18 protein-coding genes are annotated in these 20,634 nt (G+C 56.1%); 14 read left to right on the top strand and 4 right to left on the bottom strand.

The features are described from left to right. The first annotated feature begins 9 nt into the window (after window positions 1-9). The 4 genes from ACJO5Y_RS06535 to ACJO5Y_RS06520 are packed head-to-tail and all read left to right on the top strand — an operon-like array spanning window position 10 to window position 4,720. Window positions 10-1,581: an acyl-CoA synthetase gene (locus tag ACJO5Y_RS06535; protein ID WP_406985618.1), complete on the top strand. Its 1,572-nt coding sequence runs from the start codon at window positions 10-12 to the stop codon at window positions 1,579-1,581. Window positions 1,582-1,624: 43 nt separating this feature from the next. Continuing rightward, window positions 1,625-2,785 carry an acyl-CoA dehydrogenase family protein gene (locus ACJO5Y_RS06530; protein ID WP_406985617.1) on the top strand — a complete coding sequence of 387 codons (1,161 nt, stop codon included), beginning with the start codon at window positions 1,625-1,627 and terminating at the stop codon, window positions 2,783-2,785. Window positions 2,786-2,836: 51 nt separating this feature from the next. Beyond that, complete coding sequence (locus ACJO5Y_RS06525; protein WP_406985616.1) at window positions 2,837-3,919, top strand: acyl-CoA dehydrogenase family protein; 1,083 nt, start codon at window positions 2,837-2,839, stop codon at window positions 3,917-3,919. A gap of 18 nt (window positions 3,920-3,937) precedes the next feature. Then, entirely contained in the window at window positions 3,938-4,720 is a 783-nt protein-coding gene (locus ACJO5Y_RS06520; protein WP_406985615.1) for an enoyl-CoA hydratase/isomerase family protein, read from the top strand. 217 nt (window positions 4,721-4,937) lie between these two features. Here the strand turns inward: ACJO5Y_RS06520 and ACJO5Y_RS06515 are convergent, their stop codons facing one another. The 4 genes from ACJO5Y_RS06515 to ACJO5Y_RS06500 all read right to left on the bottom strand — a co-directional run bounded on the left by ACJO5Y_RS06515 (window position 4,938) and on the right by ACJO5Y_RS06500 (window position 8,943). Then, complete coding sequence (locus ACJO5Y_RS06515; protein ID WP_406985614.1) at window positions 4,938-5,906, bottom strand: NAD(P)H-dependent flavin oxidoreductase; 969 nt, start codon at window positions 5,904-5,906, stop codon at window positions 4,938-4,940. 35 nt (window positions 5,907-5,941) lie between these two features. Continuing rightward, window positions 5,942-7,369, bottom strand: coding sequence for a hypothetical protein (locus ACJO5Y_RS06510; RefSeq protein WP_406985613.1), 1,428 nt, complete (start codon window positions 7,367-7,369; stop codon window positions 5,942-5,944). Between the two features lie 15 nt (window positions 7,370-7,384). Beyond that, window positions 7,385-8,068, bottom strand: a complete 684-nt coding sequence (locus ACJO5Y_RS06505) for a nitroreductase (protein WP_406985612.1) — start codon at window positions 8,066-8,068, stop codon at window positions 7,385-7,387. A gap of 125 nt (window positions 8,069-8,193) precedes the next feature. Further along, window positions 8,194-8,943, bottom strand: a complete 750-nt coding sequence (locus ACJO5Y_RS06500; protein WP_406985828.1) for an IclR family transcriptional regulator domain-containing protein — start codon at window positions 8,941-8,943, stop codon at window positions 8,194-8,196. A 178-nt stretch (window positions 8,944-9,121) separates the two neighbouring features. Here ACJO5Y_RS06500 and ACJO5Y_RS06495 point away from each other — a divergent pair, with 178 nt between their 5' ends. The 10 genes from ACJO5Y_RS06495 (at window position 9,122) to ACJO5Y_RS06450 (ending at window position 20,611) form a co-directional block, all read left to right on the top strand. After that, window positions 9,122-10,243 carry a C4-dicarboxylate TRAP transporter substrate-binding protein gene (locus tag ACJO5Y_RS06495; protein ID WP_406985611.1) on the top strand — a complete coding sequence of 374 codons (1,122 nt, stop codon included), beginning with the start codon at window positions 9,122-9,124 and terminating at the stop codon, window positions 10,241-10,243. A 70-nt stretch (window positions 10,244-10,313) separates the two neighbouring features. Beyond that, entirely contained in the window at window positions 10,314-11,537 is a 1,224-nt protein-coding gene (locus ACJO5Y_RS06490) for a CaiB/BaiF CoA transferase family protein (RefSeq protein ID WP_406985610.1), read from the top strand. Then, complete coding sequence (locus ACJO5Y_RS06485; RefSeq protein WP_406985609.1) at window positions 11,534-12,532, top strand: NADPH:quinone oxidoreductase family protein; 999 nt, start codon at window positions 11,534-11,536, stop codon at window positions 12,530-12,532. The genes ACJO5Y_RS06490 and ACJO5Y_RS06485 overlap by 4 nt, the downstream gene beginning before the upstream one ends. 11 nt (window positions 12,533-12,543) lie before the next feature. After that, window positions 12,544-13,047, top strand: coding sequence for a TRAP transporter small permease subunit (locus tag ACJO5Y_RS06480; protein ID WP_406985608.1), 504 nt, complete (start codon window positions 12,544-12,546; stop codon window positions 13,045-13,047). Beyond that, window positions 13,044-14,351, top strand: a complete 1,308-nt coding sequence (locus ACJO5Y_RS06475) for a TRAP transporter large permease (RefSeq protein ID WP_406985607.1) — start codon at window positions 13,044-13,046, stop codon at window positions 14,349-14,351. The genes ACJO5Y_RS06480 and ACJO5Y_RS06475 overlap by 4 nt, the downstream gene beginning before the upstream one ends. Window positions 14,352-14,676: 325 nt before the next feature. Next, entirely contained in the window at window positions 14,677-15,831 is a 1,155-nt protein-coding gene (locus ACJO5Y_RS06470) for a TAXI family TRAP transporter solute-binding subunit (protein ID WP_406985606.1), read from the top strand. Window positions 15,832-15,915: 84 nt separating this feature from the next. After that, window positions 15,916-17,865: a TRAP transporter permease gene (locus ACJO5Y_RS06465; protein ID WP_406985605.1), complete on the top strand. Its 1,950-nt coding sequence runs from the start codon at window positions 15,916-15,918 to the stop codon at window positions 17,863-17,865. 33 nt (window positions 17,866-17,898) lie between these two features. Further along, the gene (locus ACJO5Y_RS06460) at window positions 17,899-18,579 is read left to right on the top strand and encodes a 3-oxoacid CoA-transferase subunit A (RefSeq protein WP_406985604.1); all 681 of its coding nucleotides are present in this window, start codon (window positions 17,899-17,901) and stop codon (window positions 18,577-18,579) included. After that, window positions 18,566-19,207, top strand: a complete 642-nt coding sequence (locus ACJO5Y_RS06455; RefSeq protein ID WP_406985603.1) for a 3-oxoacid CoA-transferase subunit B — start codon at window positions 18,566-18,568, stop codon at window positions 19,205-19,207. Before ACJO5Y_RS06460 ends, ACJO5Y_RS06455 begins: the two co-directional genes overlap by 14 nt. A gap of 45 nt (window positions 19,208-19,252) precedes the next feature. Next, window positions 19,253-20,611: a hypothetical protein gene (locus ACJO5Y_RS06450; RefSeq protein WP_406985602.1), complete on the top strand. Its 1,359-nt coding sequence runs from the start codon at window positions 19,253-19,255 to the stop codon at window positions 20,609-20,611. Window positions 20,612-20,634: the final 23 nt, after the last annotated feature.

Below are 20,634 nucleotides of genomic sequence, written 5' to 3'. Positions count from 1 at the left end.
AGTGGAATTATGAAGTCTGAGAGTGCCCACGCGGTGTCCGTGGTGAACCTGCTGGAGAAGGCTTCGGGTCGGTGGCCCGACAGTCCATCGGTAACTGACGAAGGGCAGACGTTTACCTGGGAACAAACTGAAAAACGTTGCCAGCGTCTGGCCTGGGCATTGGCAAGCTTGGGTGTCGGTGTGGGGCATCGGGTGGCCTATCTTGGTTTTAATTCCCACTGGTGTTTTGAGCTGTTCTTCGCCGCCCCCATGGCCGGGGCGATTACGGTACCGGTGAACTTTCGCCTGTCCCCGGGTGAAATGGTCGACTGTATTCAGGATGCGGAACCAACGGTGCTGTTGGCAGACCGTGACCACATTGAGCAGGCCAGGGCTATCAGCCGGGAATGTCCCTGGTTGAAAGCCGTTGTCTATGCGGGTGAGGGCGATGCACCGGATGGTTTTCTGTCCTACGAAGACCTGCTGACACGTGCGGAAAAGACGGATCTTCAGCCGAGTGGCAATGACGATACGTTGATTCTCTTCTACACCGGCGGAACTACCGGGCGCTCCAAGGGGGTAATGCTGACGCATATTAATCTGTTCACCAATGCGCTCGGTGGCCTTTCCCTCTACGAGACGGTTGAAAGGGAAACGCATCTGCTTGCGGGACCCATGTTCCATACTGCCGCTGGTTCACGGGTTTATACCGCGACCATGATGGGAACCCATACGATCATCCTCTCTAAATTCGATGTACTGGAGATGATGGGGTTGGTGGAGCAATACCGCATCAATACCATGCAGTTGGTGCCCACCACGCTGCAACTCATGGTTGATCACCCGCAATTTGCGGAGTTCGATCTGTCCAGCCTTCGGATGATCACCTATGGTGCGGCGCCGATGCCGGTGGCGCTACTGGAGCGGGCGCTCAAACAGTTGCCCGGGGTGTCGTTTGCGCAGTCCTACGGCATGACGGAAGCGTCTCCGGTGGTCACGGTGCTCAACGGTGACGACCATTCCCTGGAGGCTGCCCGTTTGCCACGGTTGGAGTCCGTCGGGCGGTCTGTTTTCCATAACCATGTCCGGATCGTAAACGCGCAACGTCAGCCCCTCGGTGTGGGTGAAGTCGGCGAAATAGCAGTAAAAGGCGCCAATATCATGAAAGGGTACTGGCAAGCGCCGGAATTGACGGCGGCGGTGTTGCAGGATGGCTGGTACTACACCGGGGACAGTGGCTACCTGGATGAAGACGGCTATCTATTCCTCGTGGGCCGCATCAAGGAAATGATCGTCAGCGGTGGAGAAAATGTCTATCCGATAGAAATCGAGAATGTCTTGTCCCGTCACCCTGATGTCAGGGAATGTGCCGTTATCGGCGTGCCCCATGAAAAGTGGGGTGAGTCTGTTCATGCCGTGGTAAGGCTGACCGATGATGCGGTGGTGAGTGAGGACGATATTATCAGTTACTGCCGGGAGCGCATTGCCCACTACAAGTGCCCCACGGGCGTGACTTTTATGGAGCAGCCGCTCCCGGTATCCGCGGTCAACAAGATCCTTAAATCGGAACTCAGGACAATGATTTCCGGTGACGCGGAGTGACCTTTCTTCTCAAGACATTTTTCCTGTGAACTGAGTGGTGATTATGGACAGTATCCGTTTCAATTTCCCCGCCCCCATCATCGATGAAAGTATTGATCGCCTTCGTAAGGATGTCCGCTCCTTCCTGCAGGAAGAGATTCGCAATGGCAGCTTTCGCCCCGGCACGGACTGCTGGTGTGCGGGTATCGATCCGGAATTCAGCCGTAAACTCGGAGAACGTGGCTGGATCGGTGTGACCTGGCCAAAGCAGTATGGCGGCCGTGAACTCAGTGCACTGCACCGTTACGTGATTACCGAGGAGCTGCTGGTTGCTGGCGCGCCGGTCCATGCGCACTGGATTGCCGATCGCCAGAGCGGTCCGCTGATCCTGGCAACGGGGACTGAGGAGATGAAGCAGAACATACTGCCTCGTATTGCCGCCGGCGAATGTTTCGTGGCACTGGGCCTCAGCGAGCCGGAATCCGGTTCGGATCTCGCCTCGGTGAGAACCCGTGCCCATCGTGTTGAAGGTGGCTGGGAAATTACGGGGACCAAACTCTGGTCTTCCGGTGCCCAGAGTTGCCAGTACATGACGGTATTGGCGCGCACCGGAGAGCGGAACGAAAAGAAGCGTCACGAGGGGCTGACGCAATTCCTGGTTCCGTTGGACTCCCCTGGCGTAACGGTTCGCGGCATCCGCGACATGAGTGGCGTGGAGCACTTCAATGAAAGTCATTTCGAGAATGTGTTCGTCGCCGACGATGCCGTACTCGGTTCGGTGGGAGAGGGCTGGAAGCAGATTACCAGCGAACTGGCGCTGGAGCGGTCGGGGCCGGAGCGTTTCCTGAGCACTTTTGTCGCCCTTGAAAAGGCGATTCAGCAGGGCGCTGCGTCGATGGAGGGGCATCAGGCCAGGGTTGTCGGCAGCATACTGGCCCGTATCCGGGCACTGCGTGCGATGTCACTGGGTGTCGCGGCCTTGCTCGGGCAGGGGCAATCCCCCGATGTGGAGGCGGCCCTGGTGAAAGATCTGGGGACGCGTCTGGAACAGGACATTATCGAGCGTTTACGTGAGTTCTGGCCAATCCAGCTAAAACAGAACTTCGGTGACGAACTGCAGTATCTCCTCTCCGATAGCCTGCTGCGCCAACCGTCATTCACCCTGCGCGGGGGAACCAATGAGGTACTCAAGGGCATTGTCGCCCGGGGTATGGGGTTGAGGTAAGCCACGCTGCAATAAAATCCGAATGACTGATGATTCATCAGAGGATGTGACATGGAGCAAACAGACCAACTGATTCTCGATACGGCCTACCGGCTGTTTTCCGATCACTGTGGGGCCGAAGTGGTCAACCAGGCGGAGCTCGGTGAGCCCCCGGGAAAATTGCATGATGCGGTGATGGCGGCAGGCCTCCCATTGGCCTGGGTACCGGAGAAAGCCGGTGGTGTGGGCGGCTCTCTCGCCCTGGGGTTTAATCTGATTCGTCAGGCGGCCAGCTTTGCCGTTCCGGTGCCGCTGGTGGACACCATGATTGCCAACCTTGTGCTTGCCGAGAGTGGGCTGGAGGTGGCGGACACCTGGGCTGCCCTGGTGTTTGACGGTGGTCAACTGCCGGATGTCGACAACGGAACGGTTAACGGTGTGGTCAATCATGCGCCGGGTGTGGTCAGCGGGTCGCTGCTGGTGGTTCCCGTTTCCGACCGGGGGCTGATCAGGGTTGCCACGTTTGCTTTCGATAATCTGGCCATTGAAGAGTGTGAGAGCCTTGCAGGCGAGTCCCGGGCCAGGGTGACGATGGAGGGTGCGAGCCCGGTACAGCTTTCCCCGGTTGTTGATGGCATGACTGAAGACGGACTCAGGCAATTCTGTGCGTTGGTGCGAGCCAGTCAGATCGCCGGCGCTTTTGAAAAGATAACCGAGTTGACGGTGGGGTATGTCAAGGAGCGGCAACAGTTTGGTCGCCCCCTGGGCAAGTTCCAGGCGATTCAGCACAAAGTGGCGGACATCGCCGGTGAAAGCGCTCTGGCCAACGCCGCCGTTGAACAGGCGATCCGGATGCTGTCGGAACACCCCGAACCGTTCAGTGGTGATAACGTGGCTTTTCTGCCAGTGGCGACCGCCAAGGTGGTGACCTCTGAAGGCGCTGCTACGGTGTCCCGATTGGCGCATCAGTCCCACGGTGCCATGGGCTTCAGCTTTGAATACCCGCTGCAGCAATACAGCCGTCGCATCTGGAGCTGGCGGGAGGAATACGGGTCGGAGTTCTATTGGTCCGAACGCATCGGCATGAGTGTGGCCAATGACATCCGTCATGGCGGTGCGGAAAGTGGCCAGGTCTGGGACATTGTGTCCCGTTAGAAACGACAGGGAGAACCGATGAAATCGTTTGATGATGTTGCGATTGAGTGGCACGACCACGTCGCCGTGGTGGAAATTCGCCGGCCACCTTTGAATTTTTTTGATGTCCGCCTGATAGAGCACATTGCGGAATGCTTCGAGTCCCTGGAGCAGGACAGCCAATGCCGGGCGATCGTGTTGGCTGCCCAGGGGAAAGCGTTCTGCGCAGGCGCCGATTTTTCGTCGAACGGCAGTGATCTGTTCAAGGCGGATTCGGATAACAGTGCGATCACTTTGTATAAGGCCGCAGCGCGGCTGTACGCTTGCAAAAAGCCGGTGGTGGGGGCCATCCATGGTGCCGCGATCGGCGGTGGTCTGGGGCTTTCACTGGTGCCGGATTTTCGTGTGGTTTGCCCGGAAACACGGTTTGCAGCCAACTTCGTCAAACTCGGTATTCACCCGGGTTTTGGTATCAGCCTGGTGTTGCCCCGGTTGATTGGCCAGCAACGGGCCAATCTGATGCTGCTGACCGGTCGCCGGATCAAAGGTGAAGAGGCGCTGGAGTACGGCCTGGCCGATCTGCTGGTACCGGCGGACCAGGTGCGGGAGGAGGCCATCGCACTGGCCACAGAAATCGCACAGTGTGCTCCCCTTGCGGTGGAGTCAACCCGGGCAACACTGCGGCAGGGGCTGGTGGAGCAACTCAAGAGCCGGCTGGAGCACGAGTTTGCCGAGCAGGTCTGGTTAGCCAGGACCAACGATCATAAAGAAGGGATGGCGGCGGTCACAGAGCGCCGCGAGGGCAACTTCACGCGGTCCTGAGTTATGGCAAAAGGGGGCTGTGGATGGCCCCCTTTTGCTTTAGGTGTCGGATTACGGCTTCGCCTAATCCGACCTACGGGCTCTGGTCCGCCACCTTACGTAGGTCGGATTAGCCGCAGGCGTAATCCGACAAACCAATTAATCCGACCCACGGGTGCTGGTCCGCCACCCTACGTAGGTCGGATTAGGCGAAGCCGTAATCCGACAAACCAACTGCTTACTGTTCTCCGGTCACCCGTGCCTTGGCTGATTCGTATTCATCACGCAACCTGCCGACTGTGTCCGCCACGGACATCAACTGGGTAATCCCGCCGACACCCTGACCCGCACCCCAAATATCCTTCCAGGCCTTGCTCTTGCTGCTGCTTCCCGAGCCAAAGCTCATCTTGCTTTTGTCTGAGGAGGGCAAGTTGTCAGGGTCCAGTCCCGCCTTTTTTATACTGCCGCGCAGGTAGTTGCCATGAACCCCGGTAAAGAGATTGGTGTAGACGATGTCGGAGGCGGATGACTCCAGGATCATGTCTTTGTACGACTGATCGGCATTGGCTTCTTCGGTGGCGATGAAACGAGTCCCCATATAGGCCATATCCGCTCCCATGACCTCGGCACTGAGGACATGGTTGCCTTTGGTAATGGCGCCGCCGAGTATCACCGGACCGTCGAAGAAGGTGCGGATTTCCGAGAGCAGCGCGAACGGACTGAGGGTGCCGGCGTGCCCGCCGGCCCCGGCAGTGACCAGGATCAGGCCATCGACGCCGAGGCTCAGGGCCTTTTTCGCGTGACGGATATTGGTGACATCATGGAACACCAGGCCGCCATAGCTATGAGCGGCTTCTATTACCATCGGGTTGGCCTGCAGGCTGGTGATGATAATGGGTACCTTGTGTTTCACGCAGACCTGAGTGTCGTGCTCGAGGCGGTCATTGGTGGGGTGGGCAATCTGATTGACCGCATAGGGCGCCACCCTGGCGTCGGGATTGGCGGCCTTGTACGCGGCCAGCTCCTCATCAATCTGCGTTAGCCACTCGTCCAGCTTTTCCGCCGGACGGGCATTCAGTGCCGGAAAGGAACCGATAACGCCGCTTTTGCACTGTTCGATCACCATTTTGGGGTTGGAGATGATGAACATGGGAGAGCACAGGACTGGCAGTGCCAGCTTATCTTTGATGTTGTCCGGAAGGCTCATGGGCGATTGCTCCTGAATGTTGTGTCCACGCCGGTTTATAGCAGGGCGTATAGGGTGATATACATGATGGCCAGCGCGCTGGCGCTGAACCATCCATTCCATTCGATGCCAAACCGTATCGGTGAGACATCCGAGAAACTGGAAATGAAACGCAGTGACGCGGTAAACGGTGAGGCGCCCGCAAAAATGGCCCAGGTAATGGCGATAACGGATGCCTGTACCAAAGGGGAAATATCCAGATTGGGGATCTGCTGGAGTGCCCCGAGCATCAGCGTAACGGTGATGATCGCATTGATGCCGATAAACGAAAATGTAAGCATAATCAGGGATATGCAGACCATTAGTGTGGCGTTGCTGATGTCTGCCTGAATGAGGAAAGCGCTGGCAGCTTCCGGATCAATTAACGGAATCAGAATCACCCCGATAAAACCGGAGGAGGTGAACAGCACAACCTCATTGCGCTGGTTGGTAAACGTTTCCGGGAAGGAGCGTCGTACCCTCCGCAGAAGTAACCCGCCTTTCACCCTGGTCCTGAGCCCCCGGTACTGGACCCAGATCCAGATAAGGCCGATAACCGGTGCGCACATGAGCAGAGCCGAGAAAAGCTGCAGGCCGGTGATTTGTGCCAGCACATAGGCCAGCCCGGGAATCAGCGCCACCAGGAACACCAGGGGGATCAACTGACCCAGCCCCCCGCCACTGACCCTGTGAGTCTTTGGTTTGGGGTAAGAGAAACGGTCAAGAATGGCTCCCCAGAGGATGAACAACAGGGTCCAGAGTAACCCCAGCGGAGCGTATTGTTCCCAGGTCAGGTCGGGGATGCCAGAAAGGACCAGCAACATGGTGACAGAGGTTGGAGCCCACAAGGGAACACCGCAGAAACCTCTCAGGGTAGCCGTAAGCATTCGTCGGCGGCGAATGCCTCCGATCCGCTGGGTTTCCGGGTCGGACGACGGACGTATTGCACGGCGAATCATCGTGCCCAGCACATTCAGGGCACCGATGTTCAACATGACACTGAACAGATGGGAGCCGAAGGACATCAGCAGGTATCGGCGCCCCGGAGGCTGATTGACCAGTACCCTGCCACAACGACGAACCAGGGACGATGACTTGGCTGATTCACGCAAGACCGCCAGGGAGGTCAGGAAGAAGGTGAAAAAGGCCGCACGGTCCAAACCTGCCGCCACGGTCGCGCCATCAATCATCTCTGCGAGCCAGAGACTGGTGGCGAGCGCCGGGGCGAGAATTGCAAATATCCGATAGGTGAGGTTGATCCGGGGCCACTGCAGCACCACGAACAACAGTAATGCGGTACCCGCCACCGGGCTGGACCACTGAACCGGAGACAGCTCCCTGATGATCGCGCACGCCGAAATGGTCAGCAGGCTCACAGTGGCCAGATTCCGGCCCACCAGGGTGATGTCAGTGGTTCTGGGGCGACTCAGCGCGATGGTGCTCACGGTTATCCTTCCGGATTACTCGCGAAAAGTGACGGTGTTTTCCATCAGTTCCCGCGTCGTGCGTGTCCGGTTGGCGTTTACCTCAGGGTCCTCGTAGCCGAAGCTGATGCCAAGCAGAATGCCCGTCTGGTCATCGAGCTCAAAGGCTTCGCGCACCAGGTCAGGGTAGGCGCGCATGCTGCCCATGGCGCAGGAGCTGATCCCGAACGCCTGCATGGTGAGCATCAGGGTCTGGGCGTAAATGCCAACATCCAGTGCGATGGTTGAGCCAAATTGCCGGTCCATGCCGAGAAAGACGATATGGGGGGCGTCAAAGAACTCGAAGTTGCGCCTGACGGCACGCAACCGGCCCGCCTTGTCGTCCCTGGCGATGCCCATTTCGTTGTACAGGGCAACGGCGCATTCAACCTGGCGTGTACGGTACTCGCCTTCAAAGCGGGAAACGTAATTAAAATCGGGGTTGCCGGGAACGGCGTCTTTCTGACGTTCAAGAAACTTCTGGCGGAGCTTCTCTTTCGTTTCGCCGGAAGCCACAAACGCCTTCCAGGGTTGCGTATTGCAGTTCGAGGGAGCCTGCTGGGCTATCTCGAAAACGTGTTCAAGGATTTCCCTGGGCACTGGCTCAGGCAGAAAGCCCCTGATAGAGCGTCGTGCGGTGACGGCGTCGATCAACGGCATGGAAGGCTTTGCAGGGACCATAGTGTTCTCCGGAAAACGCTCGATCTGTAGAAAGCTCACGTTAACAATTTCGTGCCTAATATGGAAAAGCATATTTTCTATTGAATCTATGCTTTTTCGGTATGTCTTGGGTGCGAAGTCAGTCGTCAGGGCTGCCGGATCAAGTCATCGTGAATGCGGTTTGCGGTTGCCTGAAGCTGATCAAGCATGTATTCCAGCATGCCTGCTTCCGTAGCCTTGCTAGGCGGAAGGGTGATGTTGATTGCGGCAATGCTTTTGCCTGAACGATCCCGGATAGGGACGGAGATCCCGCACATCCCTTCCTCAAGTTCGCGGTCGACGACGGACCAGCCCTTGGCACCGTCCTCACGAATAGTCCTTCGCAATTCAGCCCTGTCCGTGACTGTAAATCTGGTGTACTTCTCAATGCTGGCGGTGTCCAGGAAATGGTCCAGTTCTTCGTCCGGTAGATCCGCGAGCTGTATTCGTCCCAGCGAAACCACGTGAGCCGGAAGTGACGATCCGACATTCAGAGTGCTCTTCAGTAGCTTTCGCGTAGGGACGCGCATGACGTAATAAATATCGTATCCATCAAGAACGGCAATTGAGCAGGACTCGTGGACCAGTTGTACCAGGTCCTCCATGTGAGCTTGGGCAAACGACCATATCTCCATCGATGACAGGTATGAAAATCCCAGTTCGAGAATACGGGGGGTCAGCCAGAACTGTTTGCCGTTGGTGCGTGCGTAACCCTGGTCGCAGAGTGTGTGTAGTAATCGCCGCGCGCTGGCTCGTGATATTGCGGCCCTGTTAGCAACATCTGACAAGGTCAGTGTTGAGGCTCCCTCCCCAAAAGTTTTTATGACTTTTAACCCCCGGCTAAAAGAGTGAACCATAAGGTTTTTTTCATTGTCTGGTGTCGATGTCATTGCGCAGTCCCTAAAAAAATATTTTGACACTGTGTAAATTTTAGCCTTTCCTCCCTCTTGTTCTTATTGAGAACAGTGTGTGCGCAAAGCGAACAAAAGTCAAAATAACTACGTCGTACTTCCCAGCATTCGGAGACAAAATACAATGCTAATAAAACGCCCAAACCGTCTTATATCCTTGAGTGCCGGTTGTGTACTGCTGGCCGGCATGGGTGCCGCGACCAGTGTGTCAGCGCGCGATCTGACCTACGGCAGCTACCTTCCTCCCCAGCACCCCACAAGTACTGGTATTGCGACCTACCTCGACCAAATTGGAGAGCGCACTGGGGGAAGTCTTGCGTTCAAGTTCTTCCCTTCCGGAGCTGCTGCCTCCGGCAAGGAAATGCTGGCGGCAGTCCGGGATGGCATGATCGATGGAGGGTTTCTGGTTACGGTTTATTACCCGACGTCAATTCCGGCAAATACAACAATCAGTGACATGTCGTTCTGGAATCAGAACTCGCTCGTAGCCACTGCAGCCAGTATCGATACTGTTCTGACCGGCTGCCCCCAGTGTCTTGAAGAATTTGAAGAGCATGATGTGCGCTTCCTGGCGAGTTATGCCACTCCCCCATACCAGGCTATGTGCAAGAGTGAATTTGCATCGGGTTTCGATCCGAGCGGACTGCGAATGCGGGTTGCCGGTGAGGAAATCGGTCGCTGGGTCAGCCAGATAGGTGGTATTCCCGTCAACATACCAAACAGCGAGTCATACGAGGCGATGGAACGGAGCCAGCTTGATTGTGTGATTGGCGCCACCAGTTGGATGAAATCGTTGTCGCTCAGTGAGGTCGCCAGCAGTGTGGTGGAGCTGCCCATGGGAGCGTTTCTCGGTGGTTCGTTGCTGAATGTGCGTGATTCTGTTTGGGAGGAACTGACGAATGAGGAACAGAAGGCGATTGTAGAGGCCGCACCTTTGGGGGTCGCAAAAACGATCTTTGAGTATCAACAAGAGGAGGCTGAGGTACGCAAGGTCGCCGGTAGTCAGGGTATCCGGTTTATCGAGGTATCTGATGACATGAAACAGAAGCGTCAGGCATTCATGGAAGCACAAATAGAAAGAGCTGCGGCAACGGCGTCTGACCGTGGCGTTCGGGATGCAGAGCAGATTGTCGAAAATTTCGTCTCTAACTTACAGAAATGGGAAAAGCTATTGGCCGACCGTGATATCACAGAGCAGCAATATGCGGCCCTGTTGAAAAGTGAAATTTACGATAAAGCATTCTGATCCTGACTCCCACGGCCATTGGCCCAATCGTCTTATGACCAATGGCCCGTTTCTCAAGGTGTAACAATCGATGAATAAAAAAACTCCTGAATTGCTGCCGTTCCGGGGAATCCGCGTTCTGGATATCAGCCAGGGACTGGCAGGTCCATACGCAACCCAGATGCTTGCAATGATGGGTGCCAAAGTGCTGAAAGTAGAGCCACCGCAAGGCGACTGGGGACGATTGATGGGGCTCCGGAAAGATGGTCATAGCACTTTGAGTGTCTCGGCAAACTGGAATAAGCGTTCAATTTGTGTGGATGCCCGAACGGATGAGGGGGCTGAGGTCCTCAGGCGACTTGCCAGCCAGTCAGATGTGGTCATGGAGAGTTTTCGACCGGGTGTGATCGACAAGATCGGGTTGGGTTATGAGGTGCTCAGAAATCTGCGCCCGGGAATAATACTGGGTTCGATCAGTGGCTTCGGGAGGTGCGGGCCTTACTCAGCGCGCCCCGGCTCAGACAGCATTTTGCAGGCAGTTTCCGGAATGTCGGTAATGAACTCGAATGCAGAAGGCGACCCACAGCGTGTGGGAATGCTTGCTATCGATATGATCACGGGGCTTTATGCCGGGTTTGCGCTAGCTTCTGCCTTGTATCAGCAGAAGCTCACCGGTGAGGGGCGACATCTGGATCTTTCCCTGCTGGCAGGTGCTGCAGCGTTCCAGGCAATGCCAATGATGGAGTCCTTCCTTCAAGAGGGGCAACGCAATGCTCATGTCACAGTGCCTTCCGGGACCTTTGAAACCGGTGACGGTGCGATTTCTGTCGTGTGCTTGCGCAATGAGATGTTTTATTCCCTGGCCAAAGTGTTGGGGCATCCGGAATGGCAACAGGATCCGCGATTTGTTGAAAATGAATCCCGGCAACGTCACGCAGCGGAGATTCATCGTCTTCTGGAGGAGGTTTTTGTAACCCGTCCCAGGGCTTACTGGATCGATCGCCTTAATGAAGCAGGGGTCCTCTGTGGGCCTTTAAATAGTTACGTTGAGTTCCTCAATGACCCCCAGGTTAATTTTCTGGACCTTGTGCCGCACATCAGCCACAGAGCCTTTGGCCAGATTCCGTTCCCGAAATTTCCAGGAGCAGAACTTGATGCAGACAATCTTGAACCGGCGCCTGCTTTGGGTGAGCACACTGCGGATGTCCTGCGTGAAGCGGGGTATGAGGAGTCAGTAATCGCTTCGCTAATCCGCTCAAATGCCTGTTTTCAGGGGGTAACGACCAATGCAGATGCGCAGGGGGAGGCAAAATGAAAGCGGTGGTGTGTGAGACGTTAACGGGGTTTGAAGATCTGGTGCTGGCAGACGTTGAGCCACCGCGTATGACCTCTGATAGCGTAAGAATCAAGGTCCATTACGCCAGTGTGAGCTATGCCATTTCATTGATGTTGGCCGGCCGTTATCAGAGAAAGATGTCACTTCCATTCATTCCCGGTACAGAAGTATCAGGAGAAATCGTGGAATGTGGCGCGGATGTAGAAACCTTCAGGCCAGGTGACCGGGTCGCGGCCATTGTTGATTCTGGTGGTTACGGTGAGGAAGTGGTCGTCAACGCTGCAACGGTCTACCCCGTACCCGACAATGTTTCGCTGTCGCGGGCAGTCGGAGTTCCTCTGTCTTTCGGGACGGCTGCAACCGCATTGGAGCGGGGCGGTTTGTGTGAGGGCCAGGTCGTACTTGTTTGTGGCGCCGGAGGGGCCTTGGGCCTTGCCGCTGTTCAAGTAGCGAAACTGAGCGGGGCTGTCGTTTTTGCAGCCGCAAGCTCCGATTCCAAATTAGATGCTGCGCGGCAGGCAGGTGCTGATGTGCTTATTAATTATGCCGAACAGGATTTACTGGATGTCGTCAGATCTGAAACGGAAGGGCGTGGGGTTGATCTGGTATTTGATCCGGTGGGCGGTGATGCATTCGAACGTCTGATTCGCTGCACTGCGGTTGGAGGCAGCATCTTATCCCTGGGCTTTGCTAGCGGAACAATTCCTCAGGCTCCGGTAAATCTGCTCCTGGTAAAGAACATCAGTCTGCATGGTGTGAACTTTTCCGAATATATTGGCTGGGGCGCAAAGGATCGTCGTCATGAGTTTTCTTCCCGAATACGTTCCCTAATGACCTGGCTTTTCAACGGCGCCGCAGAGGGCAAGCTCAACCTTATGGAACCCCAGCAATTTGAGCTTGAGGAAGTCAGGCAGGCCATTGGCTGTGTGGTTAATCGCCGGGCGGTGGGCAAAGTGATTCTCAAAGTCCAGTGACGGAGGCGTGTATGGGTATCTGGCTAAAGAAGATCAGTCATAGTGCTGCAGTTGTTGCTGGAGTCCTGACTGTGTTGATGATGTTGCACGTGGCCGCTGAAGTGTTGCTCAGGGTTTGTTTCGGATTGCACATTCCCGGGACGATGGAAGTGGTGACGTACTACTACATGGTGGCCGGCGTTTTTGTCGGAATTTTTTCCTGCACCGCCGATGATGTCCATGTTCGTGTCGATGTGATTGCACAGTTCCTTACGGGGCGGGCTCGACAGTTTGTTGATGGTATTGGGCTGTTAGCCATCACCGTCTACTTCTCCATTTTTTCCTACGGGTTGTATTTGCAGGCAGTTCGCAGCTGGAACCGGAGCGAGACGGTTGACGCAATCGTGGTGGAGTTATCTATCTGGCCGTCACGCTGGCTCGCATTTGCAGGAATATTCTTTGCCATGCTGGCTTCTTTGTACTGGTTGTATCAGTTTGCGGCTACCTTGCTCAAGAAGCGGGAGGGGCCGTTGTGAGTCCAGTTGAAATTGGCTTGTTCTGTGTTGGTTTGCTGTTGCTCCTGTTAGCTCTGAGGCTACCTATTGGAGTCGCTCTGGGTCTGGTTGCCTTTACCGGAATCTGGTGGCTTCGCGGGCAGGGGGCAGCGTTCTCGCTGATGGGGTCTACGACATTTCAGTTTATTGCCCACTGGTCACTCACTGCGATTCCGATGTTTATTCTCATGGGGGCAATAGCGTTCCACACGGGGCTGACTCGCACACTCTACGATGCTGGCCGAGCCTGGCTGAGCTTTTTACCTGGCGGCCTGGCGATTGCCACCAATGTTTCCAGCGCTGGTTTCGCTGCTGCCAGCGGTTCAAGTGTCGCAATGGCAGGGGCAATGTCTCGCCTGGCGGTCCCCGAAATGTTGCGTGCGAAATACGATCCGGGGCTGGCGACTGGCGTGGTTGCGGCTTCCGGAACCTTGGGGGCGTTTATACCGCCGAGCATTCCATTCGTACTTTATGCAGTATTCATGGAGGCTTCTGTTGGCCAGTTGCTGATGGCAGGAATAATTCCGGGTTTGTTGACCATGGTGGCTTACGCCACCCTGATAATTATCCGGGTCCGGCTCAATCCCAGTCTTGCTCCCCGCACTGATGATGTATACGAGACCCGTGAGAAATTCTGTTTGCTGGTGAAATCATGGCCGTTACCGGTCATTGTGACCGGGGTGGTCGGGGGGCTTTACACCGGCACGGTCACAGCCACGGAGGCAGGCGCCTTCGGCGCGTTTATTGCTGTGATTGCGGCTGTTTTCCAGGGATCTTTTAGTTGGCAGGCCATGAAGGAAGCGGTCGCTGAAACCGTACAAAGCACCGCATCCATTTTTTTAATCGCAATAGGCGCCGTGTTGTTCAGCCGCATGCTGACATTAAGTCAGATACCAATGAGTATCGGTATTTGGGTGGAGGATTATGCTGTAGCGTTATGGATTTTCCTTATTATTGTTACTGTATTTTATATAATTCTGGGGATGTTCCTTGATCCGATCGGGCTGATGCTGGTTACGCTGCCCGTTCTTGCTCCTTTCATCATTGCCTTTGATATCAACGTAATCTGGTTTGGCGTGCTGGTCGTGAAGTTTATTGAAATTGGCTTGTTGACTCCGCCTATCGGGTTGAATCTTTTTGTGGTGAGCGCGGGGGTCGGGAATTCTGTTCCGTTTGGAAGCATTGTCCGGGGGACACTGTGGTTCCTGGCGGCAGAAGCGGTTGTGCTGGCCTTGTTGATGTTCTTCCCGGAAATCTCTTTGTTTCTGCCCTCACTGATGTACTGATCGATGAGGAGTGCCGGAGAGAACGTCCTTGAGTGGTTGTAATTTCTGGCTGGAATATTCGTTAAGAGACGGAGCTGCGTACGACTAATGTTTATATTGCTTTTATAAATTTCATGCAAAATCGAATGTTTTGGCGAGATATAAAATAAAAGCATTAGACCGATAAAATAATGGTTTACTGGTGAATAGGAAAACCGTTGACCTGTTCTGGATGAAGGTTTAGGTTGATGCGAACTGCATGTATTTTTTTATAGCAGCTCATCTGTCGATGCTTTTTTGTGTTGGCAGGTCAACGTCGAAACAACAATAACATCGGGAGACATCTATGATTTTTCGTCCAGCAAGTCTCGTGCGGCCCCTGACAGCTTCTCTGTGTTCCGCTGCCCTCGCACTGGGAGTGAGTGCCTCTGTACACGCGGCTGATCCCCAGCTTCCGGATACCATGACCTGGTCCTCATACGATGTCGGGTCCGCCGGTTATGCCGAAGCCTCTGCGATTGCGGATGCGTTTGGCAAAGAGTATGGCACCCGTATTCGTATCCAGCCTTCCGGTTCGGCGATAGGGCGCTTGCAGCCTTTGCTCGGTGGTCGAGCTGATGTTGGTTTTCTTGCGACTGAAACCTTCTTTGCGGCGGAAGGGGTGCATGATTTCTCGACTCGCCGCTGGGGGCCGCAGGACCTTCGGGCAATCGCCGGACGGCCATCGTCCATCGGTATTTTTACCGCCGAGGATGCCAATATCGAATCGCTGGCTGACCTGAAGGGCCACCGTTTCGCCTATGTGGCGGGTAACCCCTCCATCAACGTGAAGTGCGATGCCATTCTCGCGTTTGCCGGCCTGACCCGAGACGATGTGGACGCGGTGATGTTCCCCACCTACGCCAGCGCCATGAGCTCCCTGGCGCGAAACGAGGCCGACGCCTCCTGCACCACCACCACGCCGAGCCATGTCTATGAGCTGGCCGAGTCGCCCCGGGGCATTCGCTGGCTGAACATGGACCCGAACGACAAGGAAGCCTGGGAAAAAATCAGCGAAGTGGCGCCCTTCATGGCCTCCTATACCGAGACCATCGGTGCGGGCATTAGCAAGGAGAACCCGGTGAACATCGTGGCCTACCGTTATCCGGTTCTCGCCGTTCGGGCCGACGCTACCGCCGACGAGGCGTATAACATGCTCAAGGCGGTGGATGAGACTTATCCGATGTACAAGGATGCCACTGCGGCAATGCCTCGCTGGGATATCAACCTGTCGGGCGTTCCTTCCATCGATGTACCCTTCCACGAGGGTGCGATTCGTTACCTGAAGGAGAAGGGCATCTGGACGGAGGAGCACCAGGCCTGGAACGATGCCCGTACTGCTCGCCTGAATGCGCTGCTGGAAGCCTGGCCAAAAGCCGTGGCTGAAGGTGAGGGTAAGAGCGATGAAGCCTTTGCCGAGATTTGGGAAAGCCATCGCCAGAAGGCACTTGAATCCCTCTGAAAGCATTGACTTCCAATGTTGATGCGGGCGGCGTGTTGTTAACCTGGCGCCGCCCCTACGTTTATCTCCGGAGAGTTCCGTACCATGACTTCCCTGAAGGGCTCTGACGCTCAAACTCCGTCCGAAAAAAATGCAGCATCCGGTAAGGGCCGGCTCTCGGGAGTCGGTTACTGGATAGCCCTGGCCCTTGGCGGGCTGGGCTTGCTGATGGCCATCAATCAGACGTTTAACCTGAAAATCCTCGGCTTTGAACCGTTGGGGAACTCGTACCTGTATTACCTCATCGGCATTTTTCTGGCGGCTGCTTTTTTGTGCTTCCCTGCCTGGTCAGGTGCAAGGAACCGGATCTCCTGGTACGACTGGGTGCTGGCAGCGCTGGCGCTGGTGTCCTGTGGCTACCTGGGTTACTACGGTCTGGTAATGATCAACATGGGGTGGGAGTTCGAGGCGCCCACCGAAGCAACGGTTTTCTCCGGAATTCTGCTGGTTCTGGTGCTGGAGGGCGTGCGCCGTTGCGGTGGCTGGCCGCTGCTTTTTGTCTCACTGTTTTTTGGCAGCTACCCGCTCTATGCCGACAGCATGCCCGGGTTCCTGTGGGGTAACCAATACGAGCTGCCGGAGTTGATCCGGGCGCACGTCATTGGTGTCGAAAGCATTATTGGTATCCCCATGCAGGTGGTGGCACAACTGGTCATCGGTTTTGTGGTGTTTGGGGCTGCCCTGACAATTACCGGTGGCGGTGATTTCTTCATGAAGTTCGCGACTGCCCTGATGGGGCGAAGCCGGGGTGGGCCCGCGAAAGTGTCCGTGATGTCCAGCGGTATTATGGGCAGTCTTTCGGGCAGCGTTATTTCCAACATCCTGACTACCGGGCCGATTACCATTCCAACCATGAAAAAGACCGGCTATCCCGCCCATTACGCGGCTGCCGTGGAGGCTTGTGCTTCCACGGGTGGCACCCTGATGCCGCCGGTGATGGGCGCCGTTGCTTTTATCATGGCGTCGTTCCTGGGGGTGGCCTACGCGGAGATCATGATCGCGGCGTTCCTGCCAGCACTGCTTTTCTACCTGGCGCTGTTGTTCCAGGTTGATAACTATGCTGCCCGTCGTGGTCTTAAAGGGCTGCCGGATTCGGAGATTCCCCCTCTCAAGGAAACCCTGAAAGAAGGTTGGCCATATCTGCTGGCGCTGGTCATGTTGATCTACATGTTGCTGGTCATGCGGCTGGAAGCCTATGCGCCGTATTATGCGTCGGTGGTATTGCTCGTTGTGGCGTTGTTCAAGCGCGAGTACCGCCTGAACCTGCGGCGGGCGCGGGCATTTATCGCGGACCTGACGACCAATGTGTCGAATCTGGTGGCGATCCTGGCGGGTATCGGTCTGGTGGTCGGCGGGTTGTCCTACACCGGTGTGGCCGGTGCCTTCTCCCGCGAGTTGCTGTTGTATGCCGATGGCAGTATCCCGCTGATGCTGGCGGCCGGTGCGGTGACCAGCTTTATTCTTGGCATGGGCATGACTGTCAGTGCCTGCTACATCTTCCTGTCTATCCTGCTGGCTCCGGCCCTGGTTAATGCCGGCCTGAATCCCCTGGCCAGTCACCTGTTTATTCTGTACTGGGGGATGCTGTCCTACATCACGCCCCCTGTGTCGTTGGCGGCTATTACAGCCGCGGGTGTCGCCGGCTCCAATGCTACAAAAACCGGGCTCTACGCGATGCGATTGGGTGGCATCCTGTTCCTCCTGCCGTTCCTGTTTGTGTTGAACCCGTCTTTGATCCTGCAGGGTGAGCTTTCCAACATCCTGTTGTCGGCAGTGACAGCTATTACCGCTATCTGGCTGATGGCCTCGGCGATGGAAGGGTACCTGTACCGTGTCGGCATCATCGGTATTCCACTCCGGGTTCTGGCCCTGGTCGCAGGCGGGCTGATGATCTATCCGGACCTGGTTTCAGACGGCATCGGCCTGGCTGTCATCGCGCTGATGTATGCCGGAAAGCGGTTTCTTAATCCCCGCTCCGTGGCGATAGTCAGGTAACTGATATGGATTCCGGAACAAAGGTGATGCGCTGTGATTGATAAGCAAGTGAAATCGGCCAGAGAGGCCGTTGCCGATATTCCCGACGGTGCCCGGATTATGATCGGTGGTTTCGGGAGTTCGGGAATCCCGCTGCAGCTGATTGAGGCATTGCGCCAGCATGGCGCGAGGGGTCTGACGGTCATCTCCAACAACGCCGGGGTGGCAGAGGAGGGAATTGCTTCACTGCTTCGGGATGGCCTGGTGCGGAAAATTGTCTGTTCTTTCCCCCGTTCTGCCGGCTCGATATGGTTCGAGAAACGTTTTGAGGAAGGCTCAGTGGAGCTGGAACTGGTGCCGCAAGGAACCCTGAGTGAGCGTATCCGGATTGCTGGCGCCGGGATTGGCGGGTTCCTGACGCCGACCGGTTACGGCACAGGTCTGGCGGAGGGAAAGGAAACCCGGGTTATTGATGGCAAGGGCTATGTTCTTGAAATGCCGTTGCACGCTGACTTTGCACTGGTGCGGGCAGAATATGCGGATCCGTGGGGGAACCTGACCTATAACACGGCGGGCAGGAACTTTAATCCGATGATGGCGGCGGCCGCGAAGACAACCATTGCCGAGGTCGGGAGTATCGTAAATGTTGGTGAATTGCACCCGGAACACGTGGTGACGCCCGGCATCTATGTGGACCGGGTGGTGGCAGAGGAGAAGTGTGATGCTGCGGCTTAATCCAGATGAAATGGCACAGCGTGTCGCCCAGGATATTCCGGACGGCGCCTACGTCAATCTCGGAATCGGGATGCCCACAAAGGTCGCGAATTATGTTTCTGCGGATAAACAGGTCATATACCACAGTGAGAACGGTATTCTCGGCGTCGGCCCGGCACCGGCCCCGGGTGAGGAAAATCCCAACCTGATTAACGCGGGCAAGCAATACGTCACGCTGTTGCCCGGTGGCTGTTATTTCGATAATGCCGAATCGTTTGGGATGATGCGCGGCGGCCACCTGGATATTGCCGTACTGGGTGCGTTTCAGGTCTCCTCAAGCGGGGATATCGCCAACTGGGCGACGGACAATGACAAGTTCCCGCCTGCGGTTGGTGGCGCCATGGATCTTGCGGTTGGCGCCAGAAAGCTGTTTGTCGTGATGCGCCATACCACCCGTGACAACCAGCCAAAGCTACTGGATGAGTGTACCTACCCGTTGACTGGGGCAGGTGTTGTGCGCCGGATTTTCACGGACCTGGCGGTTATCGATGTGACAACGCACGGGCTGCAGGTGGTTGAGCTGTTTGGAGACAACTCCTTTGCGGATGTGCAGGCGCTCACCGGTACCCGTTTGTTACCTCCGGTCTGAAACCCTGTGATGGATAGTCCGGAATCATCAAGCAAGCGGAGTGGGGTGTTTCGGAATGCGGGTAGCCTGAAGCTTTCCCTGCGTCCAGACAGTTACACCCCGTCCCGTTCCATTCTAGCCTACCTGGCCCTCTTTTCCGGGATAGCCACATTTGTTCCCGGCAATACGGTTGCTGCAACCATTTTTGCCTGCCTTGCCATTGCGCTGGGTTGGGGCAATCTGAGGTCGGTAGGGCGGGTGCTTTTCACTCTGATCATTCTTTTTACCCTGGTGGCGCTGGCCTATGAGCCAGATGCTCTGCCCAGGGCCACAGGCAACATGGCGCGAATCGGTGCCCTGATTATTACGGTGATGCTGTTGTCCGCCGTTCTGGGGCAGTCCAGTGACCTGAAAGTTATCTCCCGCAGTCTGTTTGCCGGTAGATCACTTTTTCGCTATCTGGGCATGACCTTCGGTACGGCATTGCTGTCGGTTCCACTGAACTTCGGGGCGGTTGGGGTGGTGGCAACCATGGTCGGTGTTCAAGTTAAGGAGCAGGGCGACAGTGCCCTGGCACGCAATGCTGCGCGAGCGGTGGTGCGCGGTTTCGGTGCGTCGCCCATGGCCTCGCCGCTGTCGATATCCATTGTCATGGCTGTGACCTTTTTACCGGACCTGTCGAGCTGGAAGCTGATCGCTGCGGGGTTGCCATTCGCCCTATTGTTTCTGGTGACCGGGGCCCTGGCGAGGGATAAGGAACCGCCCCGGTCGGACGTTGCGATAGCCCCGGCGGCAGAGCAATCCGCGTTGTTTTCCTGGCTCAGATTCGTAGCCATTATTGCTCTGATATGCGCGGGAGCGTTTGTGCTCAGCGCGAAGGTGGGGTTGGTCTACTCCCAGTCAGTGACTCTGAGTTGTCTGGCAGCGGTTATCATTGGTCTGTTTTATCGCCGGGTTGCCGATGGCGTGGTGTCATTGCCCTCACTGGCGAGCATGAATAACGAGCTGGTGATTATGGGGGGCTCGTCTTTTCTCGGTGGGATTATCGGGACGTTTGCCCTCAACTGGTTGGGCGCGGACTTCAGCCTGCCCGTCTGGGCCTATCCACTGGTGGCCATGGCCGTGCCCTGGCTGTTTTTCATCGGTGGTGCGATGGGTGTGAACCCCATTATTTCCGGAACGCTGTCAGGGAGCATTCTCGGGCCTATCTGGCCTGTGTACGGGTTGTTGGGGTTAGGTCTGGGCATGGTCACCGGATGGGGAATTACCATTGCCGGTACCCCATATTCCGCCAACTCACTGTTGTTGGAGCGTTGTACGGGCTACAACGCTCACACTGCGTCCTACGGCTGGAGCCTGAGGTTCTCGCTGGTGGCGCTGGTTACCAGCAGCCTGGTATGCGCGGTTTTGACCCTGCCATTGTGAGGACCTGACGACGGGAACCGAAT

The sequence above is a fragment of the Marinobacter alkalisoli genome, assembly GCF_045449855.1.
Classification (GTDB): domain Bacteria; phylum Pseudomonadota; class Gammaproteobacteria; order Pseudomonadales; family Oleiphilaceae; genus Marinobacter.
This window is presented reverse-complemented; position numbering and strand designations above follow the sequence as displayed.

Excerpts from the sequence above, each read along its gene's own strand:
- ACJO5Y_RS06535 (WP_406985618.1), top strand. The coding sequence starts at position 10 with ATGAAGTCTGAGAGTGCCCACGCGGTGTCCGTGGTGAACCTGCTGGAG.
- ACJO5Y_RS06530 (WP_406985617.1), top strand. The coding sequence starts at position 1,625 with ATGGACAGTATCCGTTTCAATTTCCCCGCCCCCATCATCGATGAAAGT.
- ACJO5Y_RS06525 (WP_406985616.1), top strand. The coding sequence starts at position 2,837 with ATGGAGCAAACAGACCAACTGATTCTCGATACGGCCTACCGGCTGTTT.
- ACJO5Y_RS06520 (WP_406985615.1), top strand. The coding sequence starts at position 3,938 with ATGAAATCGTTTGATGATGTTGCGATTGAGTGGCACGACCACGTCGCC.
- ACJO5Y_RS06515 (WP_406985614.1), bottom strand. The coding sequence starts at position 5,906 with ATGAGCCTTCCGGACAACATCAAAGATAAGCTGGCACTGCCAGTCCTG.
- ACJO5Y_RS06505 (WP_406985612.1), bottom strand. The coding sequence starts at position 8,068 with ATGGTCCCTGCAAAGCCTTCCATGCCGTTGATCGACGCCGTCACCGCA.
- ACJO5Y_RS06500 (WP_406985828.1), bottom strand. The coding sequence starts at position 8,943 with ATGGTTCACTCTTTTAGCCGGGGGTTAAAAGTCATAAAAACTTTTGGG.
- ACJO5Y_RS06495 (WP_406985611.1), top strand. The coding sequence starts at position 9,122 with ATGCTAATAAAACGCCCAAACCGTCTTATATCCTTGAGTGCCGGTTGT.
- ACJO5Y_RS06490 (WP_406985610.1), top strand. The coding sequence starts at position 10,314 with ATGAATAAAAAAACTCCTGAATTGCTGCCGTTCCGGGGAATCCGCGTT.
- ACJO5Y_RS06485 (WP_406985609.1), top strand. The coding sequence starts at position 11,534 with ATGAAAGCGGTGGTGTGTGAGACGTTAACGGGGTTTGAAGATCTGGTG.
- ACJO5Y_RS06480 (WP_406985608.1), top strand. The coding sequence starts at position 12,544 with ATGGGTATCTGGCTAAAGAAGATCAGTCATAGTGCTGCAGTTGTTGCT.
- ACJO5Y_RS06470 (WP_406985606.1), top strand. The coding sequence starts at position 14,677 with ATGATTTTTCGTCCAGCAAGTCTCGTGCGGCCCCTGACAGCTTCTCTG.
- ACJO5Y_RS06465 (WP_406985605.1), top strand. The coding sequence starts at position 15,916 with ATGACTTCCCTGAAGGGCTCTGACGCTCAAACTCCGTCCGAAAAAAAT.
- ACJO5Y_RS06455 (WP_406985603.1), top strand. The coding sequence starts at position 18,566 with ATGCTGCGGCTTAATCCAGATGAAATGGCACAGCGTGTCGCCCAGGAT.